The sequence below is a fragment of the Bacillus sp. GBSW19 genome, from assembly GCF_002998655.1.
GTDB lineage: Bacteria > Bacillota > Bacilli > Bacillales > Bacillaceae > Bacillus.
The window spans coordinates 596,234-608,386 of the sequence record NZ_PVRF01000002.1 but is presented as its reverse complement, the minus strand read 5'-3'; the positions used below and the strand labels follow the sequence as shown (position 1 = coordinate 608,386).

The window sequence follows — 12,153 nt, the reverse complement described above, 5'->3', positions numbered from 1 at the left end:
TTTGTTGAAAGAGCATGCAAAGTTGATGAAGGTATTCTCTGAATCAGGGGAAATCGTTGGACGGAAGAAGCTGCAAAAGATGATTTACATAGCAAAAAAGCTAGATTTGCCTTTTTACGAGAAATACGATTTTCATTTTTATGGCCCCTATTCAGAGGAGTTGACGCTCAGAATTGAAGAGCTGTGCAACCTTGGATTCTTGGACGAAATGAAGGAAAAAAAGGGCGGATACTATCAATATCGCTATTCGCTGACGGACAATGGGAAAGAGTTTCTCGATCAGTGTGAAGTGGACATGCCTGACCTCAAAGTACTGACGCAGCAGATGAACGAGCAGTCGTCTCGTTTCCTAGAGCTCGTCTCCACAATTTTATACTTTGATGACCTGCCAGAAGATGAGGTAAAGGAAAAGGTCTTCACCATTAAAAGCAAGCAGCGCTATACGGACGAAGAATTTGAGGATGCGCTTGCTTATATTGATCAATTGAAGGAATTGAACTAGTTTCGCAAAAGCCCAGCATTTAGGGCTTTTTTTGTTTTGTAAGACCCAGACCAAAAGCGCTATTTTTCGATGAAATGTGTGCTGAAATATCCGAAAAATTAGTGAATATGACGTATTTCGACTTTTTTCTGTGTATCTAATTCCCTGTTTTTGACTGAATAGAAGGAAAATGGTGAATTTTCAGTGAATATATAACCTTGTAAAAATCAAAGGAGGGATAGGAATGAAAAGGCGTTCAGTCTTTTTGTCATTTTTATTGGTAGGTAGTTTGTTACCGGGAGTAAGTTCAGCTTCGGCACCAGTCGCGAGTGCTGGTCATGGGCATGATCATGGTCATGCGCCGTTCGAAACACATATTAGTGAGGGGTTGCCAAAGGCAAACGATTTTAAAGATTTGACGAAAGCACCTCCAATTGAACGAGATGTGAAAACAAAGGTATTAGATGAGTCTGGTAAGCAGGTAGGCTCTAGAACCTTTAAGGCGAATACAGGAGATTCTATTTCAACAAAGGCAAGTACAGGCAGTCAGAAAGTAACGGTCTATGCTGTAGCAGATGCGCAGTATCGTGCGAAATATAGTGACTGGCAGACGCGGATTGTCAGCATTATTGAGCAAGCGGACGTCACCTTTAACCGTGACCATGATGTAGACTTTGTCGTACAAGCAGTAGGATCTTGGACATCTTCTGGATCAAATGCAGAGCAAATCTTGTCAAACCTTCAGCGCAGCTTTGATGGCAGAGGATACGATTTTGTCACAGGATTTACAGCAAATCCAAACTTTGATGCGGGCGGAATCGCATATGTATACAATAGTGCACCGAGCGGAAGTGCATTTGCCGTCAACCTTGATCAAGGAACAGCGAATACAGCAAAAGCGGCTACGCATGAATACGGTCATAACTTTGGCTTACCGCATGACCCTCAAGGCAGCGGCATTGTCTGCTTAATGAATTATGATTATTCCTACACAGTCGATTTCTTTGATGCGGCTCATAAAAATCAAGTGAACCGTAACAAAGCGTGGTACAGATAAAATAAGAGACAAAAGGACAAACACCCTATGTGCTTGTCCTTTTTTTATGCTTACAGGTCGCTGATTCGTTTTCCTGCTACGGCATAGTGTTCTTTTTTCATTTCTTCAATAATGACAGAGACTTTTTCTGCACCTGCGCCTGTTGTTTCAACAACAGCATCAGTGACTTTCTCTACAAGAGCTCTTTTCTGCTCGTCTGTTCTTCCTTCTAGCATTTGAACGGTGACAATCGGCAATGCGAAAACCTCCTTTTTCCTTTTCGTGCTACGCTTCCCTTTAGTTTAAGGGACTTCTTATAGTATACTGAATGAAGTAAATCATTGTATAGAAAGAAAGAGGGATTCATGCCTTTGGACCAATTTCTTGTGTATCCATTAGAACTTATTCCATATGTCGCCATTACGCTTGTTGTTGCATTTACGATGCACGAGCTGGCGCATGCATATGTTGCGTATCGTTTCGGAGACCCGACAGCTAAGAACCAAGGGAGACTCACATTAAATCCACTGAAGCATCTTGATGTATTTGGGACGATTTTGATCTTTGTGGCCGGGTTTGGCTGGGCGAGACCTGTGCCGGTGAATCGTTATCATTTTAAAAACCCGCGCTTAGCAGGAATCTGCGTCTCGATTGCTGGCCCTTTAAGTAACTTGGTGTTGGCGTTTCTAGGCTTTTTCGTGTACGTGCTTCTTCAGAAATTTGGCGGGGAGTCGCTCATGCGCTTTGAGCCGGGAGTCGATAATTTCTTCTTAATCTTTATTAACTTGAACGTCATTTTGTTCCTATTTAACTTATTGCCACTTCCGCCGCTGGATGGGTATCGTATTATTGAGGACGTCGTCAGCCCTGGTATCCGGGCGAAAATGACGCAATTTGAACAATATGGGATCATCATTTTTCTCATATTCGTGATCACGCCGCTAGGACAGTTTGTTTTTGGTCCATTGATCGGAATGCGGGATCAAATCATATACTGGTTTAATCTTATTTTGAAGCCGCTGCTTTAGGAGGTCTAATGAATGGAAGGTAAAAAAAAGAAACCAATTGGTTTTAACATCATTAAAAAAACAGATGCAACCGACGGACACGGAGGCTTTGGAGCGGGCGCGCTCAGCCTTGATAACATTTCGCCAGTGATCATTGACGTAGAGGAAAAGGAAGCGGTCATTGATATTGGTGCAATGCATGCGAGAAGTGCCGTGGAAAAAGGGATTAAATTCTTGAAAAGCAAAGAAGAGGTACCGAACGGAAAGCCGTATTGGCTCGTATGGGTAACCATTGACCGCAGAGAAGAAGGCCCTTATTATGCGGGTGTCACGGCTTGCGAAATGACCGTCGACCGTTCAATCCGCCGCGGGTATAAGTCGCTTCCAGAGCATGTGAATTTAATGGATAAATCAATGAAGCGAAAAATCGTCGTCAGTCATATGGATGATGTCTCGAAAAAGGTGCTGGCTGATTTCTTGAAGAGTCATAATGAAGCACTATGGGAAGCATCCACAGATGAATTAAAAGAAGGATTGTCTGTCTCTGAATAATTGTGAAATTTTTGTGAAGAATGGTGAATTGCTACCAATTCCAGCTGGTTTTTGAGTAAACTGGTGTTAAAGCTAGGACATGGAGAATCCCGAGATGCAAATCTCGGGGTTTTTCATGTCTTTTTTTAACGTTTCAGCCACTTTTCCCACCATTTCTTTGGCCTTTGATCTTGAACCGGATCTTCCTCAAAAGATTTATCCTCCGCACCGTAGCAAACACCTGTCGGCTCCGTTCCTTCTATAAAATAGGTGAATACCTTTGATTCACACCCTGGACCCGCAAGATCGCCGGTTTTTGGATTGATATACACACCTTTTACACCGTCTGGCGGCATGAAGGAGGACGCTGGCTGCTTCGAGAGGGCTGATTCCATAAAGGATGCCCATATCTTTTTTGCATAGGCTGTTTCTTCGACCGAGTCAATGGTACGCCCTTTATCATAGCCCGTCCACACACCTGTGACGAGCTGGGGAGAGAAGCCGATCATCCAGCTGTCCGCTCCTGTCGTTCCTGATTTCCCTCCGTATGTTCGTGTGAGATCCTTCATAATGGTGCGGCCAGTGACACTCGTATAGCCGTTTAACTGATCATTGAACATTCCTGACATCATATCGGTGGTAACAAATGCTGCCTTTTCATCTAGGACTTGCTCTCGTTTTTGTTTTTCTTCAAAAAGCACGTTGCCTTTTGCATCCGTTACTTTTGTAATAAAGGTGGGTTTGACTCGTTTTCCGCCATTGACAAGCATTGCGTAAGCATTGGTCATTTCAATTGGTTTGACAGGGGACGTGCCTAGGGCAAGTGATGGCACTTGATCTAGTTTTTCGTTGATGCCAAATGTTTTGCCAGCACGTACAAGCTGCTCCATTCCTAAAAATAGATGGGTTTTCACGGCATAAATATTATCAGACAGCGCCAAGGCCTGAAGCATGGTAATGCCATCATTGGCGTAATAGCCATGATAATTGCTTGGTGAATAAGCAGCACCGCTTCCTTGATCATCGAGCTCAAAAACCGTTTCTTCACTGCGCATGACGGTTGCTGGTGTAAACCCATTTTGCAAGGCAATGTAATAGAGAAGAGGTTTCATTGTTGAACCGGGCTGTCTTTTCGCTTGTGTCACTCGGTTGAATGGACTTTTCTCATAATCTCTTCCCCCTATGAGGGCGAGTACATGACCTGTTTGGGGATGGATAGCAGTAAAACCGATTTGGATATCTGATTTCGAATAGATTGTGCTTTTTAACGTCTTCTCTGCAATTTTCTGTAACTCTGGATTTAAAGTCGTTTGGATATGAAGGCCATAGGTTTCGATCTGCTCCTCAGTTAACCCCAAGCTTTGTTTCAACTCACGAATTACATCATCATAAAAATACGGGGCTTGCTTTGCTTGCAGCTGCTTATGCTGCAAAGGGCGATAGGACAGTTTTTCTTTCGCGGCTTCAGCGGCTGCCTTTTTCGTAATCATGCCGTCCTCTTGCATGTGCCTCAAAATCATATTCTTTCTTGCACCGGCTTTCTCTTCATTCACATAAGGCGAATAGAGAGAAGGGCCCTTTGGGATACCGGCAAGTAAGGCAGATTCGGCGAGGGTCAAATTCTTCGCTTTTTTCCCGAAATACAGACGGGACGCCGCTTCCACGCCATACGCTCCGTGACCATAATAAATGGTGTTCAAGTATCCTTCTAAAATCTCATCTTTTGTATAGTTTTGCTCTAAGCGGATCGTGTAAAAGGCTTCATTCCACTTCCGCTTCCACGTTTTATCATGATCTAAATACAGGTTTCGTGCATATTGCTGGGTGATCGTGCTGGCTCCTTGTACCTTAGCCATGGCACGAATATCAGCCACCGCAGCACCTGCCATCCGTTTCACATCAAAGCCATGATGCTCATAAAAAGTTTTATCCTCAACAGCTACAGCTGCCTGCCTGATATGAGGGGACATGTCCTTTAATGGCACCCAATATCTCTTTTCTCCAAAGCTGGATTCTCCAAGCTTTGAACCATCGGCTGCATAAATGGTCGTGGATTGGGGAACTTGAACAGAAGGGGCACCTTGCCATTTGGCAAGTAAAAGAATCGTCAAAAAGACAGTGCCTGCAAATAGAAAAGCGAGCAAGCCGATAAAAAAACAGGCTCGAATCGTTTTCACGGTCATGCGGATTTTTTTATTACTCATGATTGTGTCCATGCAAAGCCCCCATTTTGACGGTTTTTTATCAGTATGGAACAAAGAAAACCGTTTTAAACAAATGATTGCAAGAGCGTGCATTAAAATTGAAGAGAACTCATGCGGTTCTTTACAATTTGATATGAATCCACTATACTTTTTTCTTGGACAATCGATATAGTCATAGCCGATAAAGGCGCTAACAATAGATGTTTGTTTATTATTGGATGAGAGGAAGATGGACAATGAGCGAACTTTGGTATACAGAGAAGCAAACGAAGAATTTTGGTATTACATTGAAGGTGAACAAAACCCTTCACACAGAACAAACAGATTTTCAGCATTTAGAAATGGTGGAAACAGAAGAGTTTGGCAATATGCTGTTTTTAGACGGTATGGTGATGACATCTGAGAAAGATGAGTTTGTATACCATGAAATGGTGGCACATGTTCCTCTTTTCACTCATCCAAACCCGGAAAATGTTCTTGTCGTAGGCGGAGGAGACGGCGGTGTCATTCGTGAAATCCTGAAGCATCCAAGTGTGAAAAAAGCGACACTTGTTGATATTGATGGCAAAGTCATCGAATACTCGAAGAAATTCCTTCCTTCGATTGCTGGGAAACTAGACGATCCTCGTGTAGATGTTAAAGTCGGAGACGGCTTTATGCACATTGCTGAAGCTGACAATGAGTATGATGTCATCATGGTGGACTCAACTGAACCAGTTGGACCAGCTGTGAACCTGTTCTCTAAAGGATTTTACGCAGGAATTTCAAAAGCACTCAAAGAAGACGGTATTTTCGTGGCACAAACGGACAACCCTTGGTTCACACCTGAGCTAATTACAAATGTACAGCGCGATGTGAAAGAGATTTTCCCAATCACGAAGCTTTACACAGCGAATATTCCAACGTATCCAAGTGGTCTTTGGACATTTACCATCGGTTCAAAAAAATATGATCCACTTGCTGTAGAAGACAGCCGTTTCTTTGATATTGAGACTAAATATTACACAAAAGAATTGCACAAAGCGGCATTCGTTCTGCCGAAATTTGTGAGTGACTTAATCAAATAAATCAAGCGAAGTGGAAATGCGCAAATGACAGTTTGCGCATTTTTTGAAGCGTAAAAGGAGGAATCTTGCATGAGATTCGACGAGGCTTATTCAGGAAAAGTGTTTATTGGAAGTCATCCGACATGGGAAGATGCAAAAGTCATTTTATACGGTATGCCGATGGATTGGACCGTCAGTTATAGACCGGGCTCACGTTTTGGCCCAAACCGTATTCGTGAAGTTTCGATTGGATTAGAGGAATACAGCCCTTATTTAGATCGTGAACTGCACGAGGTACCATTCTTTGATGCCGGTGACATTCCGCTTCCTTTTGGAAATGCACAGAAAAGCTTAGACTTAATTGAAGAGTATGTCGACAGCATTTTAGAAAAAGGGAAGTTTCCATTAGGAATGGGCGGTGAGCATCTTGTGTCTTGGCCGGTTTTCCGTGCGATGCATAAGAAATACCCTGATTTGGCGATTATTCATATGGATGCACATACGGATCTTCGTGAGGAATATGAGGGTGAGCCTCTGTCTCATTCAACACCGATTCGTAAAGTAGCAGGACTTATTGGACCTGAGAATGTGTTCTCTTTCGGGATTCGTTCTGGGATGAAGGAAGAATTTGAATGGGCAAAAGAAGCGGGCATGCACATTTCTAAATTTGAAGTGCTGGAGCCATTGATGCAAGTATTGCCAAAGCTGAAGGGGCGTCCAGTTTATGTGACGATCGACATTGATGTATTAGACCCGGCTCATGCACCTGGTACAGGCACGGTGGATGCTGGCGGTATTACATCGAAAGAGCTGCTAGCATCTATTCATGCCATTGCAGGATCTGAGGTTCAAGTAGTCGGTGCAGATCTTGTAGAGGTAGCACCTGTATATGATCATTCCGACCAAACAGCGAATACAGCGAGCAAGCTTTTACGCGAAATGCTGCTTGGATTTGTGAAATAAAAAAACCTGTCCAATTTCTAATTGGACAGGTTTTTCAAAAGTAATATCTACCAATTTATACAAACGGCTAGGCCGCCAACACCTGTAATTTCGGCAGCAAGTCCTTTAAAAGCTTCGCCGCCAATTTTCAACTTTTCCTCCCATGATGTAGCACCAGCTAATAGTTTTGCAGTCTCTTTTATTCCACCTAATTCTTTTACGTATTTTTTTACTTTTATAATTTTAGCTGCAGCAAACAAGTTAGAACCTATAAACCAAGCTATTGCTGCTGAACACGCAGCGATCTTAGACCAATCTGGATCAGCAATAATTGGGAAAGCAGTTTTGCTATTAAAATCTACAACTTGTATTAGTGTATTTCCATCAGTTTTATAATAAGTAGGGACATCTTGATTATTGGCATCCTTTGCCCAAGCTGGACTAAATATAGAAGTGATCATATTTTCTTTGTTAACTACATAAACTTCTCCTGTGTCGAATTCACTACCCAAATACTCCGCTGCAGTTACCAATTTACTACCCCTAGGCAAATTCATTTTAAATCGATATTCTTTAGGAGCTTTTTGATCATTAATCTGTATTAAACTCTTTAGACCGTCATTTGTCGGTTGAACAGCGTAAATTACATTTTCCTTATCATTATTATTATAAACTACAGTTCCATTTGGAGAAATTACACCTTTTTTGATATTTTCGGAAGGCAAAGATATATTAGTTGAGACATCAAGTTGAATAGGTGAATTAGGATCTTTTGGCACTTCATATCCTTTTGTAGTATTTCCATACTTGTAAGTATTATTACTTTTGATTGATTTCAATATCCCGTTTATTCCTGTAATATTTTCTATATCACTAGCGGGGTTCATTTCTTCCTTTGCATGCGTTATTTTAGGGTTAATAATCGTTCCAATTAGAGCTAACGTGATTAGAATAGGGATTGATGAGTACAATTTTCTTTTCATAAAAACTCCTCTTTCTTAAATTAGTATATTCCATATATAATATTTAACATAAATTCTATTATAAGTAAATGGAGGAATAAAATGTTATCTTCTATATTCATGGTGTTACTCGCTTTATGTGTTTTAGCGGCAGGTTTTATTACACTGAAAAAAGAGTTGGCAACTGATCCACCAGTTTTTGCTTCTAAAAAGGAAGGAAAGGAGGAGTTAGTTGGTTTGTTTCAGGATCGAGGTTTTTTCTATCTTACGGCCATTGCGTTATTTATGCAGGTGGTATTTAAAAAGGGACAAATCGTTCCATTTGATTTTTTTCAAGTGTTTTTGGCGAGTTCGGGAATACAAGCTCTTTTTTATTTAATTAAAAGAAAAGATTTGGGGTTAAAGGCAGTACTTGTTGTGTTAGTCAGTTTTATCTTCCTATTTTTCTAAAGAGCAGTTTATCTGCTCTTTTTTTATGTTAGAAAAAGTTTAATCGCAGTGAAGAAGAGAAATGATGGTATGATAGGCGATCATGAATATGGTATACTATTTTAGTTAAACGGGTCTTAGCAAAGGAAGTGCAAAATGACACAAAACCAAATTTCAATTCATGTCAAGTCAGTGATGAAACCAGAGACGGAGCCGGCTGAAACGATCGAATTCCGCACGACTGGAACGTATCAAGAGAAGAATGACAAAACGTATCTCACTTACCATGAAGAACATGAAATGGGTCAAGTAAAAACCGTTGTGAAAATGAGTGAAAAAGAAATTTTTGTCATGAGATCAGGTGCCATTCAAATGAAGCAGCGCTTTCTCATCGGAGAAACGACCGTCACACATTACACGATGCCCTTCGGTACACTACAGCTTGATGTACACACACATGGCATTGATCTAGATGTGGACAAGGGACTGCTGCACATTACGTACGATATGCTGACAGGGGAAGATCAAAAGCATTTACATACATTATCGATTTCGTATAAGGAGGATTTACGTTCATGAATATCGCAGAACAGGTCAAAGATGCGTTAAAAGAAGAAATCATTGCGGCAGTCGTCAAAGCAGGACTTGCTGATGAAAGCCAGGTACCAGATGTCCTTTTAGAAGTGCCGAAAGACAAAACTCACGGTGATTACTCCACCAACATGGCGATGCAGCTTGCCCGCATTGCGAAAAAAGCACCTCGCCAAATCGCAGAGGACATTGTCAATGCGTTTGATAAAGGGAAAGCTTCTATTGAAAAACTGGATATCGCAGGTCCAGGGTTCATTAACTTTTATATGAACAATCAGTATTTAACAAAGCTCATCCCAGCTGTCCTTGAAGCAAAAGAGGCATATGGTGAAACGAATACAGGCGGCGGCCAAAAGGTGCAAGTCGAATTCGTCTCAGCCAACCCAACAGGTGACCTTCACCTTGGACATGCCCGCGGAGCAGCTGTAGGTGATTCCCTTTGCAACATCCTTGATAAAGCAGGGTTCGATGTGAGCCGTGAATACTATATCAACGATGCAGGGAATCAGATCAATAATCTCGCTTTATCTGTAGAAGTACGTTACTTTGAGGCACTCGGTCTTGAAAAAGAGATGCCTGAAGACGGCTACAGAGGAGAAGACATCAAAGGCATCGGACAAAAGCTGGCGGATGAATTTGGTGACCGTTTCGTGCATGAGCCAGAAGAAGAGCGGATGAAGTTCTTCCGTGAATACGGATTAAAATACGAATTAGAGAAATTGCGTGTAGACCTTGAGAATTTCCGTGTCCCATTTGATGTATGGTATTCAGAAACCTCTTTATATGAAAACGGAAAAATCGAACCAGCGCTGGAAACCCTTCGCGCTAAAGGCTATGTCTTTGAAGAAGACGGTGCAACGTGGCTGCGTTCAACTGATTTTGGCGATGACAAGGACCGCGTGCTTATTAAAAAGGACGGCAGCTTCACTTACTTGCTTCCAGATATCGCATATCATAAAGACAAATTAGACAGAGGCTTTGATCAGCTCATTAACATTTGGGGAGCGGACCATCACGGCTATATCCCTCGAATGAAAGCGGCGATTCAAGCTCTTGGATATCCCGCTGGCAAGCTTGAAGTAGAAATCATTCAGCTCGTTCACCTATACAAAAACGGTGAAAAGATGAAGATGAGTAAGCGTACAGGAAAAGCCGTCACCATGCGTGACCTGATTGAAGAAGTAGGCTTAGATGCCACTCGTTATTTCTTTGCGATGAGAAGTGCGGCGACACACATGGACTTTGACCTAGACTTAGCCATCTCTACGTCTAACGAAAACCCTGTGTACTACGCACAATATGCACATGCGAGAATTTGCAGCATGCTGCGTCAAGGTGAAGAAAAAGGCTACGAGCCGAACCTTGAAAAAGCAGATTTCTCTCACATTCAATCGGAAAAAGAATACGATCTTCTCAAAATCATTGGCAGCTTCCCAGAAGTTGTAGCAGAAGCAGCTGAAAAGCGCATTCCGCACCGCGTGACGAACTATATTTATGACCTTGCATCAGCCCTTCACAGCTTCTACAATGCCGAGAAGGTTATTGATGTAGAAAACGAAACAAAAACAACAGCACGTCTTTCACTTATGAAAGCTACACAAATTACGCTTGCTAATGCATTAAAACTAATTGGTGTATCGGCACCGGAAAAGATGTAATACAAAAAAGCCCCGCTCTACTATAGGAGTGGGGCTTTTTGATGTTCAACACCCGCTATCTTCTAAGGACAGCAGGTGTTGAACATTACCCAAGCGTATTAATAATGTTAGAAATAGAATCAAATAATTGGCTAAGTACATCAGAAAACATGTTGTTGCCTCCTCTCTTTTCTTTTTACATCTACTTAACGAAGGGGGAAAAGGGTTGGATCACTTTTTTCTAAAAAAATTTTATAAAAGATCGTGGCATAGAAAAAAGCACCGTTTATTTGGGTGCTTTTTTGGCTCTGTTTTATGATAGAATGCGCAGCTGCACGGCTCCATCTTTACACGCTAGCTTCACGTCTCCACCAATCGGTAAGGTGAAAACCGGCTGCGTATGTCCAATATCGACATCGTAAATCACTGGAATGTGTTTGAGCATTGGGTGCTTATCTAGAATGAATCTTAAATGTTCCTCTGTCATCTCGGATTTCTTCTGAAAGCGTCCGATGATCAGTCCTTTGATTGATTCTGCATGCTGCAAGAGGGATGTGAGGTCTCTGGCGAACATTTCAGGGAAAACCAACTCATCATCCTCCACAAATAAGATGGCATCCTTGATATGAGGTATAAACGACGTCCCTTGCAGTAAGTTCAGTGTACAAAGGTTTCCGCCAAACAAGGTGCCTTCAGCTGTTCCTTCCTGATACATTTTCCATTTCGTCGGATGAAACTGCCTGTTCGCTTGATCGAGATACAACGCGTCATCACTCCATTTTGTCGAAGGGATCACATCAAATGGCTCACCGCCGTTCATCAAGCAGGCCTGAAACATAGCGGACTGCTCCTCTTGCCCCTGCTCCATTTGGAAGCTGGAGAAATGAGGGCCAGAGTATGTCACCATATCACATTTGGCAGTAATAGCGCTTGCGAGTGCGGTAATATCACTGTAGCCGCAAAGGACTTTAGGGTGCTGACGAATCAAGTCGTAATCAATATAAGGCAAGAGTTCATTGCAATTGAAGCCTCCAACGGCTGTCAAAATACCGTCGACTTCATCATCTGTGAACGCCTCATGGAGATCAGACAAGCGGTGTTCAATAGATGAAGAGGAATGAAGATCACATTCAAACGCGTGTTGTCCAAAAGAGACGGTGAAGCCTAACATCTCTAAACGCTTTTTTGCTTGAGCGATTCCTTCTTCTGATAAAATGCTGGCACTTCGGCTTGGGGCAATGACACGAAGATGACTACCTTTTTTTAAAGGAGAGGGTGTATGCATAA

13 protein-coding genes are annotated in these 12,153 nt (G+C 42.1%); 9 read left to right on the top strand and 4 right to left on the bottom strand.

Features of this window, described 5'->3' with window-relative positions:
- Position 1: 1 nt before the first annotated feature.
- On the top strand, positions 2 to 502 hold the full coding sequence (locus C6344_RS12855) for a YwgA family protein (RefSeq protein ID WP_012011603.1): 501 nt from the start codon (positions 2 to 4) through the stop codon (positions 500 to 502).
- Positions 503 to 725: 223 nt separating this feature from the next.
- Positions 726 to 1,538 carry a zinc-dependent metalloprotease gene (locus C6344_RS12850; protein WP_106072979.1) on the top strand — a complete coding sequence of 271 codons (813 nt, stop codon included), beginning with the start codon at positions 726 to 728 and terminating at the stop codon, positions 1,536 to 1,538.
- Positions 1,539 to 1,588: 50 nt separating this feature from the next.
- Here C6344_RS12850 and C6344_RS12845 read toward each other — a convergent pair whose 3' ends face one another.
- Positions 1,589 to 1,774 (bottom strand): 2-hydroxymuconate tautomerase, encoded by a 186-nt coding sequence (locus C6344_RS12845; RefSeq protein ID WP_012011601.1) that lies wholly within the window; start codon positions 1,772 to 1,774, stop codon positions 1,589 to 1,591.
- Positions 1,775 to 1,888: 114 nt separating this feature from the next.
- Here C6344_RS12845 and C6344_RS12840 point away from each other — a divergent pair, with 114 nt between their 5' ends.
- Together C6344_RS12840 and C6344_RS12835 are read left to right on the top strand one after the other, a co-directional pair.
- On the top strand, positions 1,889 to 2,545 hold the full coding sequence (locus C6344_RS12840; protein WP_223250429.1) for a site-2 protease family protein: 657 nt from the start codon (positions 1,889 to 1,891) through the stop codon (positions 2,543 to 2,545).
- A 12-nt stretch (positions 2,546 to 2,557) separates the two neighbouring features.
- The gene (locus C6344_RS12835) at positions 2,558 to 3,076 is read left to right on the top strand and encodes a YwhD family protein (RefSeq protein ID WP_060597510.1); all 519 of its coding nucleotides are present in this window, start codon (positions 2,558 to 2,560) and stop codon (positions 3,074 to 3,076) included.
- A 125-nt stretch (positions 3,077 to 3,201) separates the two neighbouring features.
- On the opposite strand, the gene C6344_RS12830 is transcribed toward C6344_RS12835, so the two are convergent.
- The gene (locus tag C6344_RS12830; protein WP_060597509.1) at positions 3,202 to 5,271 is read right to left on the bottom strand and encodes a transglycosylase domain-containing protein; all 2,070 of its coding nucleotides are present in this window, start codon (positions 5,269 to 5,271) and stop codon (positions 3,202 to 3,204) included.
- A gap of 224 nt (positions 5,272 to 5,495) precedes the next feature.
- Here C6344_RS12830 and speE point away from each other — a divergent pair, with 224 nt between their 5' ends.
- Both speE and speB read left to right on the top strand, forming a co-directional pair.
- On the top strand, positions 5,496 to 6,326 hold the full coding sequence (gene speE, locus C6344_RS12825) for a spermidine synthase (RefSeq protein ID WP_012011597.1): 831 nt from the start codon (positions 5,496 to 5,498) through the stop codon (positions 6,324 to 6,326).
- 69 nt (positions 6,327 to 6,395) lie between these two features.
- Entirely contained in the window at positions 6,396 to 7,268 is an 873-nt protein-coding gene (gene speB / locus C6344_RS12820) for an agmatinase (RefSeq protein WP_106071336.1), read from the top strand.
- Between the two features lie 47 nt (positions 7,269 to 7,315).
- On the opposite strand, the gene C6344_RS12815 is transcribed toward speB, so the two are convergent.
- Positions 7,316 to 8,230, bottom strand: coding sequence for a hypothetical protein (locus C6344_RS12815; protein ID WP_060597507.1), 915 nt, complete (start codon positions 8,228 to 8,230; stop codon positions 7,316 to 7,318).
- Positions 8,231 to 8,311: 81 nt separating this feature from the next.
- Here C6344_RS12815 and C6344_RS12810 point away from each other — a divergent pair, with 81 nt between their 5' ends.
- From C6344_RS12810 to argS, 3 genes are all read left to right on the top strand, one after another.
- Complete coding sequence (locus C6344_RS12810) at positions 8,312 to 8,659, top strand: hypothetical protein (RefSeq protein WP_060597506.1); 348 nt, start codon at positions 8,312 to 8,314, stop codon at positions 8,657 to 8,659.
- Between the two features lie 135 nt (positions 8,660 to 8,794).
- Entirely contained in the window at positions 8,795 to 9,217 is a 423-nt protein-coding gene (locus C6344_RS12805; protein ID WP_003215400.1) for a YwiB family protein, read from the top strand.
- Positions 9,214 to 10,887 (top strand): arginine--tRNA ligase, encoded by a 1,674-nt coding sequence (gene argS, locus C6344_RS12800; RefSeq protein ID WP_060597505.1) that lies wholly within the window; start codon positions 9,214 to 9,216, stop codon positions 10,885 to 10,887. The genes C6344_RS12805 and argS overlap by 4 nt, the downstream gene beginning before the upstream one ends.
- Before the next feature lie 292 nt (positions 10,888 to 11,179).
- Here argS and C6344_RS12790 read toward each other — a convergent pair whose 3' ends face one another.
- The gene (locus tag C6344_RS12790; RefSeq protein ID WP_106072977.1) at positions 11,180 to 12,151 is read right to left on the bottom strand and encodes a S66 family peptidase; all 972 of its coding nucleotides are present in this window, start codon (positions 12,149 to 12,151) and stop codon (positions 11,180 to 11,182) included.
- Positions 12,152 to 12,153: the final 2 nt, after the last annotated feature.

Bases quoted from the DNA above. Each gene is read 5' to 3' on its own strand.
- argS (WP_060597505.1), top strand. From the start codon at position 9,214: ATGAATATCGCAGAACAGGTCAAAGATGCGTTAAAAGAAGAAATCATT.
- C6344_RS12810 (WP_060597506.1), top strand. From the start codon at position 8,312: ATGTTATCTTCTATATTCATGGTGTTACTCGCTTTATGTGTTTTAGCG.
- C6344_RS12805 (WP_003215400.1), top strand. From the start codon at position 8,795: ATGACACAAAACCAAATTTCAATTCATGTCAAGTCAGTGATGAAACCA.
- speB (WP_106071336.1), top strand. From the start codon at position 6,396: ATGAGATTCGACGAGGCTTATTCAGGAAAAGTGTTTATTGGAAGTCAT.
- C6344_RS12850 (WP_106072979.1), top strand. From the start codon at position 726: ATGAAAAGGCGTTCAGTCTTTTTGTCATTTTTATTGGTAGGTAGTTTG.
- C6344_RS12830 (WP_060597509.1), bottom strand. From the start codon at position 5,271: ATGGACACAATCATGAGTAATAAAAAAATCCGCATGACCGTGAAAACG.
- C6344_RS12815 (WP_060597507.1), bottom strand. From the start codon at position 8,230: ATGAAAAGAAAATTGTACTCATCAATCCCTATTCTAATCACGTTAGCT.
- speE (WP_012011597.1), top strand. From the start codon at position 5,496: ATGAGCGAACTTTGGTATACAGAGAAGCAAACGAAGAATTTTGGTATT.
- C6344_RS12790 (WP_106072977.1), bottom strand. From the start codon at position 12,151: ATGCATACACCCTCTCCTTTAAAAAAAGGTAGTCATCTTCGTGTCATT.
- C6344_RS12835 (WP_060597510.1), top strand. From the start codon at position 2,558: ATGGAAGGTAAAAAAAAGAAACCAATTGGTTTTAACATCATTAAAAAA.